Origin of the sequence: Thioalkalivibrio sp. ALJ21 (genome assembly GCF_000378605.1) — a bacterium.
In the GTDB taxonomy this organism is placed as follows: Bacteria; Pseudomonadota; Gammaproteobacteria; order Ectothiorhodospirales; family Ectothiorhodospiraceae; genus Thioalkalivibrio.
Genome location: NZ_KB905156.1, coordinates 832,025 through 850,752, shown reverse-complemented (window position 1 = coordinate 850,752; position 18,728 = coordinate 832,025). Strand labels below are relative to the sequence as shown.

Genomic DNA, 18,728 nt, shown 5'->3' with positions numbered 1-18,728 from the left:
TCAGGCGCGCTGCTCGTTCGGGACGGTTTCCTCGGAGGACGCATCGGGCTCGGCGGTATCGTCGCCAGGCTCGGGTAGCGTCGGGTCGGGGAGCTTGAAGTCCGACACCGAGGACTGGAGCTGCGCGGACAGTTGCGCCAGATCGCCGATGGCGGCCGCGGTGGACTGGGTACCCTGAGTGGTCTCCGAGGTGATCTCGCGGATCTGGCCCATGATCGAGGTCACGTTGCGCGCCATCTCCGACTGCTGGCGTGCCGAGTTCGCGATCCCGTCGATCAGATCCGCCAGATCGGCAGACACCTGCTCGATCTCGGCCAGCGCCTCGCCCGCCGCCTGGGCCATCTCGGCCCCGGACACCACGTTGGCGGTACTTTGTTCCATCGACGAAACCGCCTCGCTGGTATCCGCCTGGATCGCCTTGACCAGACCCTCGACCTGACGCGTCGCCCCGGAAGAGCGCTCCGCGAGGCGCTGGACCTCGTCCGCCACCACCGCGAACCCGCGACCTGCCTCGCCTGCGGCGGATGCCTGGATCGCCGCGTTCAACGCAAGCACGTTGGTCTGTTCGGCGATGTCGTTGATCAGCCCGATGATGTCGCCGATCTCCTGCGAGGATTCGCCCAGGCGCTTGATCCGTTTCGCGGTCTCCTGGATCTGCTCGCGGATGGTGTCCATCCCCTCGATCGAGCGGCGCACCGTGGCCGCCCCCTTGGATGCGATTTCCACGGAGTTTCGTGCCACCTGGGCCGACTGCCCGGCATCCTGCGCGACCTTGTCGACCGAGTGGCTCACCTCGTCGATCGCATCGTTCGCCTGCTGGATCTCGCGGGCCTGCTCCTCGGATTTCTCGGCCAGCCCCAGCACCTGCGAACGGGTGGCGGCCGAGGATTCGCTGATATCCGCCGCCACCGTGTTGATGGTCGCGACCAGGGTACGCAAGTTCTCGATCGCGTAGTTCATCGAGTCCGCGATCGCGCCGGTGAAGTCCTCGGTCACAGTCGCGTTGACGGTGAGGTCCCCGTCGGCGAGGTTCATCATCTCGTCGAGCAGGCGCAGGATCGCCTGCTGGTTACGTTCATTCTGCGCCTCGGTCTCGGCCAGTTCGCGCTTGGTGTCGCGATACAGGAACAGGCCCATCGCGATCAGCAACAACAGCGCCAGACCACCCAGGGCAAAGCCGACCAGGGCGACCACACCCGCCTGTTCGGCCTCCCGATTCAGGGCGACTTCCAGGCCACCAGTCACCTCCAGCATCGCCCCCGAGCGGGCCTCGACGGCCGAGGCCGCGGCGTTGATCTCGAAGATCTGCGACGAGGTATCCAGCACCCCTTCGACCGCCTCGCTGAAGGCAATGAACAAGGTCGCGATCTCCTGCAACATGCGCTGGGTCTCGGCGTCGTTAACACGCTCGATGCCCAGGGGCTCGAAGCCCTCGATCAGGCCGTCGAGCACACGCCCGTACAGCGTGGCATCACGCTCGAAGCGCTCGATCGCGGTGGCCGCGGCCGCGCCACCCTGCAACACTTGGTTGAGGTTGTTGGCGATACGCTGAATCAGCATCGTCTGGCGCGAGGCCACATAGACCTGCTCCGGCGATTCGCCGATCTGGACCATGCGCCGCACGACATCATCGGACAGGCGTGCCAGCTCCGGCGAGAAGGCCTCCACCGCCTCGGAAAATTCCGTCACCTGCTCGATATCATCCGAGCCCACGATGACGGTGGTGACGTCGTCGCGATAAAGCGACCATTCCCGGTTGACGGCCGCGAGATCACTGGAGACCGCCTCCGGCAGCGGCAGCAGGCCGTCACCACCATCGCGCAGGCGCTCGAGCTGGTCATCGAAGCGATTACGCAACTCCGTGATATCGGTGATCGCCTGTTCGGAGCCCCCGGCCGCTTCCAGGGTACCCGTCGCCAATCGCTGCGAAAGCAGCTGCATCTCGCTGGCCAGGGCGACACGGTCGCGATACTGGCTTTGCTCGAATTCGTGGTAGGTAAAGGCCACGCCCGTCGCGATCAGGGCCAGCACCAGCAGCCCCCCGAGGACGATATTGCGCAAGCGTCGACTCGATCCCATACGTCAAACCCCCTGTTGCAGCCCGCCGGCTCCGCTTATACAGCGGCCGCGGTCTGTTCGGTATTCGATGCCCCAGCCAGCTCCATGCCGGCAAAGCGATTGGTGTCATTCAAAAGCAGATCCAGATCCAGCACCGGGTGCAGCCGGTGCCCGAGATCGAATCCGCCGGTAATAAAGGGGCGCACGCCATCAGGCACCGACACCTCCAGTCGCCGTTGCGACGGAATGCAGCGCCGCATGCCCTCGACCTGGCTCACCAGCAACCCGGCCATCCCGTGTCCCTGGGGGGCCACCACCACGCGCTGCCCGCTCGCGTCGTGCGGCAGGGGGGTATCCAGCAGCAGCTTGCCCATGTCGAAAACCGGCAGGACCAGCCCGCGCAGATTCCCCACACCCAGCACGGCCGGATCCGCCAGCGGCACCCGCGTCAGCGACAGCGGGTCGGCCACCTCGGCGATCGAGTCCATGTCGACCAGAAAACGGAAATCGGCGACACGGAGCAACACCCCGCGCCAGCCCGTGCCGATATCCCGTCGCAGCTCGCGGTTCACGCGACGCCCTTCGCGATCGAGACTCGCGAGCAGGGCGTAGGGCGTGGACCGCTCGATCTTCATGCGTTCAGGTACTTACCGATGGTTTGCAGCAGGTCCTTTTCCGCCACCGGCTTGGTGATGTAGTCCCGAGCCCCCTGGCGCATGGCCCAGACCCGGTCCGTGGCCTGGTCCTTGGTCGACACCACGACCACGGGCACATGCGAGGTCTCGTCCGATTTCGACAACTCGCGGGTGGCCTGGAAGCCATTGAGCCCCGGCATCACCACATCCATCAGCACCAGATCCGGGACCTGCGCCTTGGCCGCAGCCACGCCCTCCTCGCCGCTTTCGGCCGTGGTCACGGCATGGCCATGCTTCTCCAGCATGGTGCGCAGGACATGGATCTCGGTCGGGGAGTCATCAACGATCAGGATGCGGGCCATGGGTCGTTCCTTGTCGGCATCTTGTGGTGCGGCGGGTTTCAGCTTCCTGCCGGGCGAGTGTACTGGCGCATCGCACCCAGGAGGTCATCCCGGGTGAAGGGCTTGGTCAGGTAATCCTCGGAGCCAACCACGCGGCCCTTGGCCTTGTCGAACACGCTGTCCTTGCTCGACAGCATGATGATCGGCGTGGCCCGGAACCGTTTGTTGTTCTTGATCAGGGCACAGGTCTGGTAGCCATCCAGACGCGGCATCATGACATCGATAAAGATGATATCCGGGTTGGAGTTGGCCACCTTGGACAGGGCCTCGAAGCCATCCACGGCCGTAATGACGTCCGCACCGTGCTTTTGCAGCAAGGATTCGGCCGTGCGCCGAATGGTCTTGCTGTCATCAATGACCATGACTTTCAGCCCCTGAAACTCGGCGGCCGAGTCCGCTTCTGCCAATGCGTTCGCCACCCTGCTCCCCCTGAAGGCTCTCTGCGCCCCCGAATCTATCGGAAGCTCGAGTCCGTGACAAACAGCACACAATGATATTGCCTGCCCCCGCGAGCAGCGCAAGGAGTGCGAGCGAAGGCACACAGTTGCCCTGTCTGGACGGGGATCCATAAGCGCCGCAATGACATGGCATACTCGAGCCACACTTCGACACCGCGGAACCGCTCGTGGCGCATGACATCGCTGTCCTGATGGACCCAATCGCCAGCATCAAGCCCTGGAAGGACACCACCTTCGCCATGCTGCTCGCCGCCCAGGCACGCGGACACCGCCTGCATTATCTGGAACCCGGCGACCTGTGGATCGAAGAGGGGCGCGCGCAGGTCCGCAGTCGCCCGGTGGCAGTGCACGACCAGCGCGAGGACTACTACACCCTGGGGCCCGAACAAGAAGGCGACGCCAGCCGCTTCGATCTCCTGCTGATGCGCAAGGACCCGCCGTTCGACCTCGAATACATCTACGCTACCTACGCCCTGGACCTGGCCGAGCGGGACGGCGTACGCGTGGTGAATCGACCCGGAGCCCTGCGCGATGTAAACGAGAAGGCCTTCGCCACGCATTTCGTCGACTGCGGGCCGCCGACCCTGATCACCCGCGACCGCGCGCGCATCCGCGCCTTCCTCGAGCACCACGGCGACATCGTGGTCAAACCACTGGACGGCATGGGCGGGGCTTCGGTATTCCGCATCCGCGAGGGCGACCCCAACCTCTCGGTCATCCTCGAGACCATGACCGAATTCGATCGGCGCACCATTGTCGCCCAGCGCTTCCTGCCGGAATACACCGCCGGCGACAAGCGCATCATCCTGATCGGGGGCGAACCCTACGATCATGCGCTGGCACGTATCCCGGCCGAGGGCGAGACCCGGGCCAACCTGGCCGCCGGCGGGCGCGGCGAGGCCGTACCCCTGACCGATCGCGACCGCTGGATCTGCGCGCAGATCGCCCCCGAGCTCAAGCGTCGCGGCCTGGACTTCGTCGGTATCGACGTAATCGGCGACTACCTGACCGAGATCAACGTGACCAGCCCCACCGGCGTACGCGAACTCGATGCCGCCCGCGACGATGACCTCGCCGGCCAGTTCATCGATTACCTGACCCACCCCTGACCCCGCGAGGTGATGCCCATGCCGATCCCGTTTCCGCGCACCCGCCAGGGCCTCGTCGGACCGCTCCTGCTCGCCGCGCTGGCCCTGGCCGGCTGCGACCGCGACACGCCCGACACCGAGACCCTGAACTTCTTCGCGTTCGGCACGATCGTGGACGTCACGCTCTACCCCGCCGGGGCCTACGATCTGGAAGCACTGGAATCGGAGTTGCAAGCCGAACTGGAGATCCTGCATACCTCCTGGCATGCCTGGGAGCCGGGATCGCTCGGACGCACCAATGAACTGCTGGCGCTTCGGGCCGAGTTCAGCGCCCCGCCCTCCGTACTGCCCCTGATCGAACGTGGCAAGGAGATGGAAGAGCTGAGCGACGGCCTGTTCAACCCGGCGCTGGGCAAGCTGATCGCCGCCTGGGGCTTTCATCAGGACGAGCCCGAAGGGCCGCCACCGGACGACGAAACCCTGGAGGCGCTGCTAGAGGATCCGCCCAGCATGCGCGACGTCGAGCGCAACGGGGTGCGTCTGCGCGGCCAGCACGCGGACCTGCAACTGGACTTCGGGGGGCTCGCCAAGGGCCTCGCCGTCGAACGCATGCTCGACCTGCTGCAGGACCAGGGCGTGGGGGCCGCGATCTTCAACGCCGGTGGCGACCTGATGACCCTCGGTCGCCCCACGGACCGGGCCTGGCAGGTCGCGATCCGCCACCCGCAGGGCGGCATTCTTGGCAGCATCGAACTCGACGCGGGCGAGGCGCTGTTCAGCTCCGGCGACTACGAGCGCGGCTACGAATGGGAAGGCCAACACATCCACCACGTCATCGACCCCCGCAGCGGACGTCCCAGCGAGGGCATCCACGGGGTCACCGTGCTGCACAGCGACCCCGCCCTGGCCGATGCCGCCGCGACCACGCTGATGATTGCCGGCCCCGAGGAATGGCCGCGCTACGCCCGCAAGATGGGTATCGAGTCCGCCCTGGTGGTACTCGATGACCGCATCGAGGCGACCCCGGCGATGGCCGAACGCGTGCGCCTGGAAGACGCACAGCCCGCGCTCGAGGAGCGCGAGCTGCCGTGACGTTTTCCGACCTGCGCTGGGGCGACGGGCTGATCGCCGCCCTGGCCAGCGCCGCCGTGGTCGCGGCCTTTGCCCTTGCCTACCTGCCGGATACCAAGGCCTCCATGCTGGTGATCACCCAGACCGGCGAGCCGCCGCGGCAGGAGCCCCTGGACCGCACCCGCGAGATCGAGATCCAGGGGCCTGCCGGCATCACCCGCGTGCAGATCGAACCGGGCAGGGCCCGCTGCGCCGACTCCCCCGGTACGCGCAACATCTGCGAGAACAGCGGCTGGCTGCAGCGACACGGCGAGGTAGCGGTCAGTCTGCCCAATCGGCTGACCCTGCAGGTTCAGGGTCGTGGCCCCGGTTACGACAGCCTTCACTACTGAGCCCGACGTGACCGCACCATCCCCCGACACGCTGACACAGCGCGACCGCGCGATCGCCGCGCTGGCCGCCATCGCCATCGGTGTCCAGGTCCTGGAAGCGGCGATCCCGAGCCCGGTTCCGGGCATCAAGCCGGGGCTCGCGAACATCGTGACCCTGATCGCCCTGCTCACCCTCGGCTGGCGCGCGGCAGTCGCCGTCACGCTGATCCGGGTCGTCGGCGCCGCCCTTTTGCTCGGCACGCTGCTGAGCCCCGCCTTCTGGCTGTCGCTGGCCGGCGCCCTGGCCGCCCTGGCCGCGCTCGGCCTGCTGCGCCCGCTGGCGCCACGACATATCGGCGCGCTGGGCCTCGCCATCGCCGCGGCGATGGCGCACATCACCGGCCAGTTCCTGCTGGCCTGGGGCGTGATCATCCCCCACCCGAACCTGCCACTGGTGCTACCCCCACTTTTGCTGGCCGCTCTGATTGCCGGCAGCGTGACCGGTATACTGGCCGCACACGTGCTCGCAGACCCCCGGATCCAGCGCCATGCCCGTCTCGCACGGCATCCTTGAACCCGAATCTCCGCAGCATCGTGGCCAGTTGGGCCCGATGCTGTTTCTGGCCGTGGTCGCGCATGCCCTGATCATCCTCGGCATCGGCTTCGCCGTGGACCCACTGGACACGCCTTCCCGCGAGCCCCTGGACGTGACCTGGGTGACCGACCCGGACGCGCAGGCGCCAGAGCCGGAAGAGGTCGAACGCATCGCCACCGAGGACCAGGCCGCCAGCGGCGAAGGCGAGGAAGTGCAGGAGGCGTTATCCCCGGAGGCCGAGACCGAGGGTGTCGGCGAACCGGAACCCGAGGGCGTCGAAGCCACGCTGCCAGACCCAGGGCCACTGGTCATGGAGCCCGCCCAGCCGGAACCGGAGCCCGAACCCGAGGCCGTGGATGCCGAGACGGACGACGCGGAACCGACTGCCCCCGAGGTCGCCGAACCGGACCCGATCGAATCGCCCGAGGCGGAGGAACGCCCGTCGGCCGCCGCGCTGATGAACCGGGGCCTGGACACCGCGCGCGCCGCCCCGGCCGAGGAGCGCCGCGAATTCTCCACCCGCGCCACCCGTACCCGCTACCTCGACAGCCTCGCCGCGCGCAGCGCGCCGGAGGCCGCGTATCTGCAGGCCTGGATCAACAAGGTCGAGCGCGTCGGCAATCTGAACTACCCCGACGAGGCCCGCCGCCGGGGCCTGTCCGGTACACTGGTGCTGTCGGTGCGCCTGAACCCGGATGGCGAGCTGATGAACATCGAGATCGCCCGCAGCTCCGGCGAGCCGGTGCTGGACCAGGCCGCGATGCGCATTGTGGAGCTGGCCGCGCCCTATGCCCCGTTTACCGAACAGATGCGCGAGGAATACGACGAGCTCGTAATCACCCGGACCTGGGCCTTCCGCCGCGACCAGATGGAGCAGATTCGGTAGGCCCCGGGTTCCTTGCGGCATAACGGAGCAGCGTCGATACTGAACACATGACGCAAGCCCCTTCCAGCTCGAGCGCGGCCAGCCTGCGCGATCATTTCCTGATCGCGATGCCGAGCCTGAACGATGGCTACTTCAGCCATGCGGTCACCTATATCTGCGACCACGACGCCGAAGGGGCCCTGGGGCTCGTGATCAACCAGCCCACCGAGTTGTCGCTGCGCGACCTGCTGCAGCACGTCGATCTCGAGCCTCGCGACGAGCTGCCGGAGATCCCGGTCTACCGGGGCGGCCCGGTCCAGCCCGAGCACGGTTTCGTGCTGCACACCGGCAAGCCCGAGTGGCGGGGCAGCCAGCCCATCACCGACTCCATCGTGCTGACCACCTCGCGCGACATCCTGGAGGCCATCAACGAGGGCCGCGGCCCGAACCGCGTCCTCATCGCCCTGGGGCACGCCGGCTGGGGACCGGGGCAGCTCGAGAGCGAACTGTCCGAGAACGCCTGGCTGACCACCCGCGCCGATGCCGACATCCTGTTCGACCACCCCAGCGCCGAGCGCTGGGCCGCGGCGGCCAAGCTGATCGGGATCGACGTCAACCTGATCAGCTCCGCGCCCGGCCACGCCTGAGGCGGGCCCGGCAACGTCATGGGGCTTCTGGCCTTCGACTACGGCCGCCGGCGGATCGGGATCGCAGTGGGCGAGGAACTGACCGGCGCGGCGCGCGGGCTGCGCACGCTCAACACCGATTCACCGGAACTCTGGTCCGTGATCGACACTCTGGTGAGCGAGTGGGCGCCCGAGGGCTTTGTCGTCGGCTGGCCCACCCAGGCGGACGGGAAGCCCACGCCGCTGGCGAAACGCATCCGCGCGTTCGGGGCCGCCCTCGAAGCGCGCTACGGCCAGCCGGTATACTGGTACGACGAGCATCTGACATCGCACCTGGCCCGCGAGCGCAGCGGGCGGGGACGCCACGACCCGGGGCTGGACGCCCACGCTGCCGCGGTCATCCTCGAAGGCTGGTTTCAGGAGAACGCATGAAGACGCCGGACGTCCCAACCCTGCTCGACCGCATGGCCGACCAGACGCGCCAGTACCTGGCCAGGCACGACATCGACAACCCGATGGTGGTCGGCATCCACTCCGGCGGTGTCTGGATCGCCGAGCACCTGCGCGAGCGCCTCGGGGTGGAGAGGCCGCTGGGCAAGCTGGATATCAGCTTCTACCGCGACGACTTCTCGCGCATCGGCATGCATCCACAGGTCCGCCCGTCCGAGCTCCCGGAGGACCTGGACGGCGTGCATGTCCTGCTGGTGGATGACGTGCTCTACACCGGGCGCACGATCCGCGCCGCCCTGAACGAGCTGTTCGACTACGGCCGTCCCGCCTCGGTCACGCTCGCCGTGCTGGTCGAGCGCGACGGGCGCGAGCTGCCGATCGCCGCCGCGATCGTCGGGGAGCACATGGAGCTCGGCACCCGGGAACAGATCAAGCTGCGCGGCCCCGAACCCCTGCGCCTCGAGCGCGTCACCCTGGAGACCGATGGGGACGCCGACGCATGAGCGATACCGTGGTCACCCCGGTCCTGGCCGGCGCCGCCCGCCTGCCGGAGCCGGGCCCGTTGCCCAATCGCCTGCAGCTGACCGATGACGGCCAGCTGCGCCACCTGTTGACCATCGAGGGCCTCAACCGCGATCTCCTGAACGAGATCCTGGATACCGCCGAGTCGTTCGCGAACATGAACGAGAAGGCAGTGAAGAAGGTCCCGCTGCTGCGCGGCAAGACCATCGTCAATCTGTTCTTCGAGGCCAGCACCCGCACCCGCACCACCTTCGAACTGGCCGCCAAGCGCCTGTCCGCGGACGTACTCAACATCAACATCAGCACCTCGTCGGCGGTCAAGGGCGAGAGCCTGCTGGATACCCTGCGCAACCTCGAGGCGATGAACGTGGACATGTTCGTGGTACGCCACGAGGAAAGCGGGACCGCGCATTTCATCGCCCGCCATGTCGCCCCCGGCATCAGCGTGCTCAACGCCGGTGACGGTCGCCACGCGCACCCCACCCAGGCCCTGCTGGACATGTTCACCATCCGCCGGCACAAGGGCGACTTCACCAAGCTGAAGGTCGCGATCGTCGGCGACATCCTGCACTCGCGCGTCGCACGCTCGCAGATCCACGCGCTCAACATCCTGCAGACCGGCGAGGTCCGTGTGGTCGCGCCCTGCTCGCTACTGCCGGCGGATGTCGACCAGCTCGGCGTGCACGTCTACAACAACCTCGACGCGGGTCTGAAGGACGTCGACGTGATCATCATGCTGCGCCTGCAGCGCGAGCGCATGGAGCACGCCCACCTGCCCTCCGAGCACGAGTACTACCAGCTTTTCGGTCTGACCTCGCGCCGCCTGCAACTGGCACACCCCACCTGCCTGGTGATGCACCCGGGCCCGGCCAATCGTGGCGTGGAGATCGAGTCCGCGGTGGCGGACGGGCCGCACTCGGTGATCCTGCAGCAGGTGACCTACGGCATCTCGGTCCGCCAGGCCGTGATGTCCATGGTGATGGGGGCGCATCAGTCGTGAGTGTGTTGATCGAGAATGTACGAATCATCGATCCGGCGGACGACTACGACGAGGTCGGGGCGCTCTGCGTGCAGGGCGCCGAGATCCTTGCGCGGGGCCAGATACCGGACGGCTTCGAGCCACGCCGGCGCATTGATGGCAGCGGGCTGTGGGTATTCCCCGGCCTGATCGACCTGTCCGCGCGCATGCGCGAGCCCGGCGAGGAGCACAAGGCTACCATCGCCAGCGAGACGCTGGCCGCTGCACGCGGGGGCATCACCAGCGTCGTGATTCCCCCGGATACCGATCCGCCGATCGACTCCCCGGCCGAGATCGAACTGATTGCGCGCCGCGCCCGGCAGGCCTGCGGCGTACGGGTCTACACCCTGGGCGCCCTGACACAACGCCTGGAGGGGCAGCAGCTGGCCGAGATGGCGGCGCTGCAGCAGGCGGGGGCCCGCGGTGTGAGCAACGCCCACAAGCCGCTGGCCAGCCTGCTGGTACTGCGCCGGGCTCTGGAATACGCGACCACCTTCGGCCTGACGATCGTGCTGCCCGCCCAGGACCTGTCGCTGACCGGCTCGGGCTGCATGCACGAGGGCGCCGTCTCCACACGCCTGGGCCTGTCAGGAATCCCGGAAGCCGCCGAGACCGCCGCGCTGGGCGCCATCCTGGCCCTGGTGGAACAGACCGGGGCGCGCGTGCATGTCGCGCGCCTGTCGACGCGCCGCGGGGCCGAGATGATCGCCAAGGCACGCGCCGAGGGGCTGCCGATCACCGCCGATGTCGCCGCTCACCAGCTATTTCTGACCGAGGTCGACGTGGCCGAGTACGATCCGAACGGCCATGTGATTCCGCCGCTGCGAGCCCAGCGCGACCGTGATGGCCTGCGCGCGGCCGTCGCGCGCGGGGAGATCAGCGCCATCTGCTCGGACCACCAGCCGCACGAGGCGGACGCCAAGCTGGGGCCGTTCGCCGGAACCGAACCGGGCATCTCGGCCCTGGAGACCCTGCTGCCCCTGACCCTGCGCCTGGTCGAGGATGGCCTGCTGAGTCTGGGTGAGGCGCTGGCGCGCGTGACCTCCGGACCTGCCGAGATCCTGGACTTCGAACAGGGCCGACTGGGCGCCGGCGCGCGCGCCGATTTCGTGCTGTACGATCCCACCGCGCTGCAGGAGATGCGCAAGCAGGACTGGCTGAGCACCGGGCGCAACTCGCCGTTTTTCGGCTGGACCTTCACCGGCCAGGTTCGCGAGACCTGGGTGGCGGGCCGCCCAGCCTGGACCCAGCCCACTGAGGGAAACACTGAATAATGTACACGCTCGCGTTGGCACCCCAGGTTTTCCGAGACAAGGCGCGTCGTGCAGCGGGTAGTGGTTCTACCCGCAAGCGGCGCAACGCCGGATCGGGGAACCTGGGGCACCAACCCCACAAGCTATTGAATGCAGGGGCTCGGCCGCTTTTGCGCGGGAACGGCGTTGCGGCTCCTTTGTGCAGAATGACTGCACGGCAGTCGCCGCGCCTTGTTCGCACGCAAAAGCGACTCGAGCGCGAGCGTGTACAGTAATCAGTGTTTCCCTAAGGACAACGCATGACCCCTACCGACGCCGAACGCCCCCACCGCGGGACGATCTTTCAGGAGACGGCCCGCATCCTCGATAACCAGGATGCCGGGGCCGGGCAGTGGATCCTGCGCGTCGAGGCACCGGAATGCGCGCGCCGTGCCGCGCCCGGGCAGTTCGCCCATATCCAGTGCTCGCCGAATCTGCCGATGCGGCGCCCCCTGTCGATCCAGCGGGTCGACCGCGAGGCCGGGTGGGTCGAGTTCCTCTACAAGGTGGTGGGCGACGGCACGCGGGCGCTGTCGCAACAGCCGGTGGGTGATTCCCTGAGCGTACTGGGGCCAATCGGGCTCCCGTTCCGGCTGAATCCGGAACGCCCGCTGCGGCTGCTGCTCGGGGGAGGCGTCGGGATCCCCCCGATGATCTTCCTGGCCGACCACCTGCGCCGCCAAGGCGAGGCGGGCCAGACCCGCGCGATCCTCGGCTCCGAGGTTCCGTTCCCGTTTCGCGCCAAGCCCTCGGAAATCCTCTGGCCGGGGCTGCCGGACGGGGCGATCGCGACCCTGCCACTGCTGGAGGACTGGGGCGTGGCCTGTCGCCTGACCTCGAAGGCCGGCATCCCCGGCGCCCATGACGGCTTCGTGACCGATCTCGGCCGGGCCTGGCTCAAGACGCTCTCGCCTGCCGAACGTGACCAGGTCGAGCTCTATGCCTGCGGCCCGCACCCGATGCTCGAGGCCTGCGCGGAACTGGCGGCGGAGTTCGGCCTGCCCTGTCAGGTCTCGCTGGAGGAGTTCATGGCCTGTGCGGTGGGCGGCTGCGCCGGCTGCACGGTACCGGTGCGTACCCCCGAGGGTGTGGCCATGAAACGGGTCTGCGTGGACGGGCCGGTGTTTGCGGCCGCCGATGTCTTTCCGCAACCGGAACGCGCCTGAGGGGAAAGCCCGGCCCGGAAGACCCTGGCCCAACTTTGGCAGGGGCTTCGCCGGCAAGCCAGCTCCTACTTGTCGGGAAGCTGAAGGTCTTCTTCGGTCTCTTCAGCCGCGGAGACACCACCGCCAAAGTTGAGGCGCCATTCAAGATCGGCACGCGAGTCCGCCTTGTTCAGGGCCTCGTCCAGCATGACGCGGCCACCCTTGAACAGCTTGACGATGGCCTGATCGAAGGTCTGCATGCCCACCGAGCTGCCCTTGGCCATGATCTCCTTGATCTCGTTGATCTTCTCGTCGCGGATCAGTTCGGAGACATACGGCGTATTCACCATGATCTCCAGCGCGGCCACACGCTGACCGTCCTTGGTCTGCAGCAGGCGCTGGGCAATGATCGCGCGCAGATTCAGCGACAGATCCGAGAGGATCTGCGAGCGGTTGTCCTCGGGGAACAGGTTGATCACGCGATCCAGCGCCTGGGTAGCGTTGGTCGCGTGCAGCGTGGTCAGCACCAGGTGGCCGGTATCGGCATAGGTCAGGGCCGCACGCATGGTCTCGCGGGAACGCACCTCGCCGATCATGATCACATCCGGGGCCTCGCGCATCCCTTCCTGCAGGGCGTGATCGTAGCTTGGAGTGTCGATCCCGACCTCGCGCTGGCCGACGATCGAACGCTTGTGCGTAAAGAGAAACTCGATCGGGTCCTCGACGGTGAGGATATGACCGCTGGAATGCGTATTACGGTGATCAATCATCGAGGCCAGCGTGGTGGACTTGCCGGTTCCGGTCGCTCCGACAATCAGCACCAGCCCGTCATGGTGCGAGACGAATTCCTCCAGCACCGGGGGCAGTCCAAGCTGCTCGATAGTCGGGATGGACATGCGGATGAAGCGGATCACCATCGCGACCTCGCCGCGCTGGCGATAGACGTTCACGCGGAAGCGCCCGAGCCCGGAACGCGAGATACCAAAGTTGACCGCCGTCTCGCGCTCGAAGATCTCGGCCTGATGCTCGTTCATCATCTCGCGCGCTATGGTCTCCGCCTGGCCGGAGGCCAGGGCCTTGCGCGAGATCGGCTGCAGGACTCCATCGACCTTGATGCTCGCAGGCGCACCAGTCAGGAAAAACAGATCCGAGGCGGCCTTTTGCGCCATCAGGCTCAGGTAAGGTTCGATCTGCAGTTGACTCATCACTGATCTCCCGAGCGGCAGCCGCCGCTAGCGGACACTGTAGTCCTCGGGGCGCTCGTCCACGGACAGGCCCTCGCCCGTGTCCGCCACCGCCGGTGCACCGTCATCCTGTGCCCGTTGCGAGTCGAGCTTGATGCGCAGCCGCAGGTCGTTCACCGAATCGGCGTTGCGCAGGGCCTCCTCGTAGCTGATCTTGCGGGTCTCGTAGAGGTCGAACAGGGCCTGGTCGAAGGTCTGCATGCCCTGCTCGCGGGACCGCGAAATCAGTTCCTTCATCTCGTGCACGGCACCCTTCAGCATCAGGTCGGCCATCAACGGGGTGTTGATCAGGATCTCTACCGCCGGCACGCGGCCCTCGCCATTCTCCTGCCGCACCAGGCGCTGCGAGATTACCGCCTTGAGGTTCAGTGACAGGTCCATCAGCAGCTGTTCGCGCCGGTCCTCGGGGAAGAAGTTGATGATGCGATCCAGCGCCTGGTTGGTGCTGTTCGCGTGCAGGGTGGAGAGGCACAGGTGCCCGGTCTCGGCAAAGGCGATCGCGTAGTCCATCGTCTCGCGGTCACGGATCTCGCCGATCAGGATTACGTCCGGGGCCTGGCGCAGGGTGTTCTTCAGCGCAATCTCGTAGCCCTCGGTGTCCACGCCCACCTCGCGCTGGGTGATGATGCTCTTGTCGTGCTCGTGGACGAATTCGATCGGGTCCTCGATGGTGACGATGTGATCCGCGGAGGTACGGTTGCGATAGCCGATCATCGCCGCCAGCGAGGTCGACTTGCCCGAGCCGGTTCCCCCGACAAAGATCACCAGCCCGCGCCGCTCCATGGTGATCTTCTCCAGCTGCGGCGGCATCTGGATGTCCTCGAACTTCGGAATCACCGTGTTGATCACGCGCAGGACCATGCCCGGGCTCCCGCGCTGGGTGAAGACGTTCACGCGGAAGCGCGAAACCCCCTGCAGGCCAATCGCGAAATTGCACTCCTGGTGGCGCTCGAACTCCGCCGACTGCTTGTCGTTCATCAGCGCACGCACCAGCGCCTGAGTATGCGAAGGCGTGAGCTTCTGCTCGGTCATTGGTACCACGCGGCCGTCGATCTTGGCCGCCGGCGGCATGCCGACTGTAATGAACAGGTCCGACCCTTCGCGGTCCACCAGGGCGCGGAGGAGGTCGTGCATGTACTTGATCGCCTTGTCACGATCCATGGTGCTTCTCCCCTTGCCGAACCCCCGGGCGGGGCACGGGCTCAGAACGAATCCGGGTTGGCGGCCTTGCGCTTGGCGTCCTCGCGACTGATCACGCCCTGGGCCAGCATGTCCTTCAGGCACTGGTCCAGCGTCTGCATGCCGGTGCCGGCGCTGGTCTGGATGGTCGAGTACATCTGCGCGATCTTGTTCTCGCGGATCAGGTTGCGGATGGCCGGCGTGCCCAGCATGATCTCGTGCGCGGCGATACGCCCGCCGCCGATCTTTTTCATCAGGGTCTGCGCGATGACCGCCCGCAACGACTCGGACAGCATCGCCCGCACCATGTCCTTCTCGGCCGCCGGAAACACATCGACGATACGGTCGATCGTCTTGGCCGCGGAACTGGTATGCAGGGTGCCGAAGACGAGGTGCCCCGTCTCCGCCGCGGTCAGCGCCAGGCGGATCGTCTCGAGATCGCGCAGCTCGCCGACCAGAATGGTGTCCGGATCCTCGCGCAGCGCGGAACGCAGCGCCTCGGAAAAGCCGTGGGTGTCGCGGTGCACCTCGCGCTGGTTGACCAGCGACTTCTTCGACTCGTGCACAAACTCAATCGGGTCTTCGATCGTCAGGATGTGGCCGTAGTCGTTCTCGTTGCGGTGGTTGACCATGCCCGCCAGCGTGGTCGACTTGCCCGAGCCGGTCGGGCCCGTGACCAGCACGATCCCGCGCGGATAGTTGGAGATATCCTCGAAGATGCGCGGTGCCGCCAGCTCTTCCAGCGTGAGCACCTTGGAGGGGATGGTACGGAAAACCGCCGCCGCGCCCCGGTCCTGATTGAACGCATTGACACGAAAACGCGCCAGCCCGGTGACCTCGAACGAGAAGTCCGTTTCCAGGAACTCCTCGTAGTCCTTGCGCTGGCGGTCGTTCATGATGTCGTAGATCAGGCCCTGGACCTCCTTGTGGTCCATGACCGGCACATTCACGCGGCGCATATCGCCGTCGATGCGCACCATCGGCGGCATGCCCGCCGAGATGTGCAGATCCGAGGCCCCGTTCTTGACCGCAAAGGCCAGCAGCTGCGTGATATCCATGCATCCCCCTGTACAACCGGAAACGAGCCGCCAGCCCCAGCGCCCCGCCCCGGGCGACGCCCTTCCGGGCCCCGCAGCGTGTGACGGACACCGCCCGCCTGGCAGCGGTGCCCTTACGTTTCACCGGACTATATCATAGGGCCATGAACGCACCAGACCACGCATTCAGGGCCGTTCGCGAACGTATCGTTCACGCCTGCGAGCAGGCCGGACGCGACCCCGGAAGCGTGCGTCTTCTGGCCGTATCCAAGACGCGTACGGCCGACGACATCCGCGCGCTACACGCCCTCGGGCAGACGGCGTTCGGCGAGAACTACGTGCAGGAGTTCATCGACAAGTTCGACGCCCTCGAGACCGGCCCGACCCCCCCGGACCTCGAGTGGCACTACATCGGCGCGCTGCAGAGCAACAAGACCCGCCCCGTGGCCGAGCGCGCCCACTGGGTACACACCATCGACCGCGAACGCATTGCCCGCCGCCTGTCGCTACAACGCCCGGAACACCTGCCGCCGTTGCAGGTCTGCCTGCAGATCAATGTCTCGGGCGAGAGCCAGAAGGCGGGCGTCCCGCCGGAGGCTGCCGCCGCGCTGGCCGACACCGTCGCGAATCTGCCCGGGCTGACGCTGCGCGGGCTGATGACCCTGCCGGCCGCCGAGAGCGATCACGAGCGCCAACGCCGGCCGTTTGCCCGTCTGCGGCAGCTGAAGGACGAGCTCAATGCGCGGGGACATGACCTGGATACGCTGTCCATGGGCATGTCCGGCGATCTCGAGGCCGCGATCCTCGAGGGCGCCACCCTGGTCCGCATCGGGACCGCCCTGTTCGGGCCCCGCAACACACCCGCAAGAAACGATTAAAAACAGGAGTCCGCATGACGGAACACCGCTTCGAAGTCGGCTTTATCGGCGCCGGCAACATGGGCGAAGCCCTGCTGCAGGGCCTGATCCAGTCCGGCCATGACGCCGCGCGCATCGCCATCGCCGACAAGAGCGCCGAACGCATGCGCGATCTCCAGGCCCGCTACCCCGGGCTGCAGGCCGCGAGTGCCGAGACGCTCGCCGAGGACAGCGCCACGCTGGTCCTCGCGGTCAAGCCTCAAACCCTGCCGGACCTGGCCCCTTCGCTGCGCGAGGCGGTCACCCGCAGGCAGCCCCTGGTGATCTCGGTGGCCGCCGGCATCACCACGGCCCAACTGGCCCGCTGGCTGGGTGACGACACCCGCCTCGTCCGTGCAATGCCCAACACACCGGCCCTGGTCGGCGCCGGCGTAACCGGCCTGTTCGCCGCCCCCACGGCCACCGCCGAGGACCGCGACACCGCCACCCGTCTGCTGGGGTCGGTGGGGCGGGCGATCCCGGTGGCGGACGAGGAGCTAATGCACGCGGTCACCGCGACCTCGGGCAGCGGCCCGGCCTACGTCTTCCTGATGATCGAGGCGATGCAGGAGGCCGCGCAGTCGCTCGGCCTGCCGCCCGACACCGCACTGGAACTGACCCTTGGCACGCTGGCGGGTGCGACCCGGCTGGCTGCCGAGAGCGACGAGCCGCCCGCCGAATTGCGTCACCGCGTGACGTCGCCGGGCGGCACCACCGAGCGGGCCCTGCAGGTGCTGGAGGACGGCGATCTGCGCGGACTCATGCGCCGCGCGATGGCGGCGGCGGCCGAGCGCTCGCGCGAACTCGGACAGTAGAGCGCTCCGCGCGACCGATTTTCAGGCTGAGCTTGGTTCGGCCTAAACGACGCTGAGGACCAACCAGGGCACATCAAGGCCCGCTAGCTGGCGCGGGAGAAGGCTAGTCGTCGGGGAGGCCGAGGCGGCGCAGCCAGCGCGCCGGATCACCGGCGCAGACCAGAAACTCGGGATTGAGCATGCTCTCCTTGGTGTTGTAGCGAAGCTCCTGCCCATGGAGATCCGTCACATGCCCGCCCGCGGCCCGCACGACCGCATGCGCCGCCGCGGTATCCCACTCGCTGGTCGGCCCCAGCCGCGGATAAATATCCGCGGCCCCCTCGGCCACCATGCAGAGCTTCATCGAACTGCCAAGGCTCACCAGCTCGTGCGGCCCAAGGCGTTCCAGCACCGCTTTGAGCCGCTCGGCCCCGTGTGAACGGCTGCCCGCCACCAGCGGGTGCTCGGTATCGAGGCGGTCGCGCGCCACCTCGATGGCGCGCGGGGCCTCCGAGCCATCACGGCGGATGGCGCCGCCCCCGGCGTGCCCCGCATACAGACGCTGAAGCACGGGGCTCCAGACCACGCCCATGAGCGGCTCGTGGTCATGGATCAGGGCAATGTTGACCGTGAATTCACCCGTACGCTTGACGAACTCGCGGGTCCCGTCGAGGGGGTCGATCAGCCAGTAGGTCCGCCACTGCTTGCGCCGTTCGAACGGTACGTCCTGCCCCTCCTCGGACAACACGGGCCACTCCGGCGCGATCTCGCGCAGGCCCTGGGCAATCACGCGATGCGCGGCCAGGTCGGCCTCGGTCAGTGGGGAGCGATCATCCTTTTCGGTGACCGCGAAGCGGGTCTCGTAGATCTCGAGAATGGCTCGGCCGGCATCCTCGGCCAGACCACCCACTTCCTGCATCAGGGCGGTCAGAGCCGCGTCCCTGGGCGGTTCGTTCATCGGGGCATCCTTGTGGTTCTACTGG

General features: G+C 67.3%; 21 protein-coding genes. 13 read left to right on the top strand and 8 right to left on the bottom strand.

Annotated features, from left to right (window positions below; translation table 11 throughout):
• From F579_RS0110125 to F579_RS0110110, 4 genes are read right to left on the bottom strand one after another with little or no spacing between them, the layout of a single operon-like run.
• Positions 1 to 2,079: a methyl-accepting chemotaxis protein gene (locus F579_RS0110125; protein ID WP_038029651.1), complete on the bottom strand. Its 2,079-nt coding sequence runs from the start codon at positions 2,077 to 2,079 to the stop codon at positions 1 to 3.
• A gap of 35 nt (positions 2,080 to 2,114) precedes the next feature.
• Positions 2,115 to 2,693: a chemotaxis protein CheW gene (locus F579_RS0110120; protein ID WP_019023325.1), complete on the bottom strand. Its 579-nt coding sequence runs from the start codon at positions 2,691 to 2,693 to the stop codon at positions 2,115 to 2,117.
• The gene (locus tag F579_RS0110115) at positions 2,690 to 3,055 is read right to left on the bottom strand and encodes a PleD family two-component system response regulator (RefSeq protein ID WP_012983761.1); all 366 of its coding nucleotides are present in this window, start codon (positions 3,053 to 3,055) and stop codon (positions 2,690 to 2,692) included. The genes F579_RS0110120 and F579_RS0110115 overlap by 4 nt, the downstream gene beginning before the upstream one ends.
• 38 nt (positions 3,056 to 3,093) lie before the next feature.
• The gene (locus F579_RS0110110; RefSeq protein WP_017925122.1) at positions 3,094 to 3,513 is read right to left on the bottom strand and encodes a PleD family two-component system response regulator; all 420 of its coding nucleotides are present in this window, start codon (positions 3,511 to 3,513) and stop codon (positions 3,094 to 3,096) included.
• Between the two features lie 206 nt (positions 3,514 to 3,719).
• Here F579_RS0110110 and gshB point away from each other — a divergent pair, with 206 nt between their 5' ends.
• The 11 genes from gshB (at position 3,720) to F579_RS0110055 (ending at position 12,616) form a co-directional block, all read left to right on the top strand.
• Positions 3,720 to 4,661, top strand: a complete 942-nt coding sequence (gene gshB, locus F579_RS0110105; protein WP_019023326.1) for a glutathione synthase — start codon at positions 3,720 to 3,722, stop codon at positions 4,659 to 4,661.
• A gap of 18 nt (positions 4,662 to 4,679) precedes the next feature.
• Complete coding sequence (locus F579_RS0110100) at positions 4,680 to 5,732, top strand: FAD:protein FMN transferase (RefSeq protein ID WP_019023327.1); 1,053 nt, start codon at positions 4,680 to 4,682, stop codon at positions 5,730 to 5,732.
• Positions 5,729 to 6,103 carry a NusG domain II-containing protein gene (locus F579_RS0110095; RefSeq protein ID WP_019023328.1) on the top strand — a complete coding sequence of 125 codons (375 nt, stop codon included), beginning with the start codon at positions 5,729 to 5,731 and terminating at the stop codon, positions 6,101 to 6,103. The genes F579_RS0110100 and F579_RS0110095 overlap by 4 nt, the downstream gene beginning before the upstream one ends.
• 7 nt (positions 6,104 to 6,110) lie before the next feature.
• Complete coding sequence (locus F579_RS0110090; protein ID WP_019023329.1) at positions 6,111 to 6,656, top strand: Gx transporter family protein; 546 nt, start codon at positions 6,111 to 6,113, stop codon at positions 6,654 to 6,656.
• Positions 6,631 to 7,563, top strand: coding sequence for an energy transducer TonB (locus F579_RS0110085; RefSeq protein WP_019023330.1), 933 nt, complete (start codon positions 6,631 to 6,633; stop codon positions 7,561 to 7,563). The genes F579_RS0110090 and F579_RS0110085 overlap by 26 nt, the downstream gene beginning before the upstream one ends.
• A 47-nt stretch (positions 7,564 to 7,610) precedes the next feature.
• Entirely contained in the window at positions 7,611 to 8,189 is a 579-nt protein-coding gene (locus tag F579_RS0110080; RefSeq protein WP_019023331.1) for a YqgE/AlgH family protein, read from the top strand.
• A gap of 18 nt (positions 8,190 to 8,207) precedes the next feature.
• Positions 8,208 to 8,600, top strand: coding sequence for a Holliday junction resolvase RuvX (gene ruvX / locus F579_RS0110075; RefSeq protein ID WP_018993249.1), 393 nt, complete (start codon positions 8,208 to 8,210; stop codon positions 8,598 to 8,600).
• Positions 8,597 to 9,121 carry a bifunctional pyr operon transcriptional regulator/uracil phosphoribosyltransferase PyrR gene (gene pyrR / locus F579_RS0110070; RefSeq protein WP_012983770.1) on the top strand — a complete coding sequence of 175 codons (525 nt, stop codon included), beginning with the start codon at positions 8,597 to 8,599 and terminating at the stop codon, positions 9,119 to 9,121. Before ruvX ends, pyrR begins: the two co-directional genes overlap by 4 nt.
• Positions 9,118 to 10,140 carry an aspartate carbamoyltransferase catalytic subunit gene (locus F579_RS0110065; RefSeq protein WP_018138146.1) on the top strand — a complete coding sequence of 341 codons (1,023 nt, stop codon included), beginning with the start codon at positions 9,118 to 9,120 and terminating at the stop codon, positions 10,138 to 10,140. The genes pyrR and F579_RS0110065 overlap by 4 nt, the downstream gene beginning before the upstream one ends.
• Entirely contained in the window at positions 10,137 to 11,432 is a 1,296-nt protein-coding gene (locus F579_RS0110060; RefSeq protein WP_019023332.1) for a dihydroorotase, read from the top strand. The genes F579_RS0110065 and F579_RS0110060 overlap by 4 nt, the downstream gene beginning before the upstream one ends.
• A gap of 278 nt (positions 11,433 to 11,710) precedes the next feature.
• On the top strand, positions 11,711 to 12,616 hold the full coding sequence (locus F579_RS0110055; RefSeq protein WP_019023333.1) for a dihydroorotate dehydrogenase electron transfer subunit: 906 nt from the start codon (positions 11,711 to 11,713) through the stop codon (positions 12,614 to 12,616).
• 65 nt (positions 12,617 to 12,681) lie between these two features.
• Here F579_RS0110055 and F579_RS0110050 read toward each other — a convergent pair whose 3' ends face one another.
• From F579_RS0110050 to F579_RS0110040, 3 genes are read right to left on the bottom strand one after another with little or no spacing between them, the layout of a single operon-like run.
• The gene (locus F579_RS0110050; protein WP_019023334.1) at positions 12,682 to 13,800 is read right to left on the bottom strand and encodes a PilT/PilU family type 4a pilus ATPase; all 1,119 of its coding nucleotides are present in this window, start codon (positions 13,798 to 13,800) and stop codon (positions 12,682 to 12,684) included.
• A gap of 27 nt (positions 13,801 to 13,827) precedes the next feature.
• Positions 13,828 to 15,000 (bottom strand): PilT/PilU family type 4a pilus ATPase, encoded by a 1,173-nt coding sequence (locus F579_RS0110045; protein WP_017925113.1) that lies wholly within the window; start codon positions 14,998 to 15,000, stop codon positions 13,828 to 13,830.
• A gap of 41 nt (positions 15,001 to 15,041) precedes the next feature.
• Positions 15,042 to 16,076: a type IV pilus twitching motility protein PilT gene (locus F579_RS0110040; RefSeq protein WP_012983776.1), complete on the bottom strand. Its 1,035-nt coding sequence runs from the start codon at positions 16,074 to 16,076 to the stop codon at positions 15,042 to 15,044.
• 143 nt (positions 16,077 to 16,219) lie between these two features.
• On the opposite strand from F579_RS0110040, the gene F579_RS0110035 reads away from it, so the two are divergent.
• Together F579_RS0110035 and proC are read left to right on the top strand one after the other, a co-directional pair.
• Complete coding sequence (locus tag F579_RS0110035) at positions 16,220 to 16,933, top strand: YggS family pyridoxal phosphate-dependent enzyme (protein WP_019023335.1); 714 nt, start codon at positions 16,220 to 16,222, stop codon at positions 16,931 to 16,933.
• 14 nt (positions 16,934 to 16,947) lie between these two features.
• The gene (proC, locus tag F579_RS0110030; protein ID WP_019023336.1) at positions 16,948 to 17,766 is read left to right on the top strand and encodes a pyrroline-5-carboxylate reductase; all 819 of its coding nucleotides are present in this window, start codon (positions 16,948 to 16,950) and stop codon (positions 17,764 to 17,766) included.
• 103 nt (positions 17,767 to 17,869) lie between these two features.
• Here the strand turns inward: proC and cysQ are convergent, their stop codons facing one another.
• Positions 17,870 to 18,703: a 3'(2'),5'-bisphosphate nucleotidase CysQ gene (gene cysQ / locus F579_RS0110025; protein WP_019023337.1), complete on the bottom strand. Its 834-nt coding sequence runs from the start codon at positions 18,701 to 18,703 to the stop codon at positions 17,870 to 17,872.
• Positions 18,704 to 18,728: the final 25 nt, after the last annotated feature.

What these genes read in the sequence shown, in the direction of transcription:
- ruvX (WP_018993249.1), top strand. Translation starts at nt 8,208, where the DNA reads ATGGGGCTTCTGGCCTTCGACTACGGCCGCCGGCGGATCGGGATCGCA.
- cysQ (WP_019023337.1), bottom strand. Translation starts at nt 18,703, where the DNA reads ATGAACGAACCGCCCAGGGACGCGGCTCTGACCGCCCTGATGCAGGAA.
- F579_RS0110120 (WP_019023325.1), bottom strand. Translation starts at nt 2,693, where the DNA reads ATGAAGATCGAGCGGTCCACGCCCTACGCCCTGCTCGCGAGTCTCGAT.
- F579_RS0110080 (WP_019023331.1), top strand. Translation starts at nt 7,611, where the DNA reads ATGACGCAAGCCCCTTCCAGCTCGAGCGCGGCCAGCCTGCGCGATCAT.
- F579_RS0110035 (WP_019023335.1), top strand. Translation starts at nt 16,220, where the DNA reads ATGAACGCACCAGACCACGCATTCAGGGCCGTTCGCGAACGTATCGTT.
- F579_RS0110055 (WP_019023333.1), top strand. Translation starts at nt 11,711, where the DNA reads ATGACCCCTACCGACGCCGAACGCCCCCACCGCGGGACGATCTTTCAG.
- F579_RS0110050 (WP_019023334.1), bottom strand. Translation starts at nt 13,800, where the DNA reads ATGAGTCAACTGCAGATCGAACCTTACCTGAGCCTGATGGCGCAAAAG.
- F579_RS0110125 (WP_038029651.1), bottom strand. Translation starts at nt 2,079, where the DNA reads ATGGGATCGAGTCGACGCTTGCGCAATATCGTCCTCGGGGGGCTGCTG.
- F579_RS0110085 (WP_019023330.1), top strand. Translation starts at nt 6,631, where the DNA reads ATGCCCGTCTCGCACGGCATCCTTGAACCCGAATCTCCGCAGCATCGT.
- pyrR (WP_012983770.1), top strand. Translation starts at nt 8,597, where the DNA reads ATGAAGACGCCGGACGTCCCAACCCTGCTCGACCGCATGGCCGACCAG.
- F579_RS0110115 (WP_012983761.1), bottom strand. Translation starts at nt 3,055, where the DNA reads ATGGCCCGCATCCTGATCGTTGATGACTCCCCGACCGAGATCCATGTC.
- F579_RS0110045 (WP_017925113.1), bottom strand. Translation starts at nt 15,000, where the DNA reads ATGGATCGTGACAAGGCGATCAAGTACATGCACGACCTCCTCCGCGCC.
- F579_RS0110040 (WP_012983776.1), bottom strand. Translation starts at nt 16,076, where the DNA reads ATGGATATCACGCAGCTGCTGGCCTTTGCGGTCAAGAACGGGGCCTCG.
- proC (WP_019023336.1), top strand. Translation starts at nt 16,948, where the DNA reads ATGACGGAACACCGCTTCGAAGTCGGCTTTATCGGCGCCGGCAACATG.
- F579_RS0110065 (WP_018138146.1), top strand. Translation starts at nt 9,118, where the DNA reads ATGAGCGATACCGTGGTCACCCCGGTCCTGGCCGGCGCCGCCCGCCTG.
- F579_RS0110100 (WP_019023327.1), top strand. Translation starts at nt 4,680, where the DNA reads ATGCCGATCCCGTTTCCGCGCACCCGCCAGGGCCTCGTCGGACCGCTC.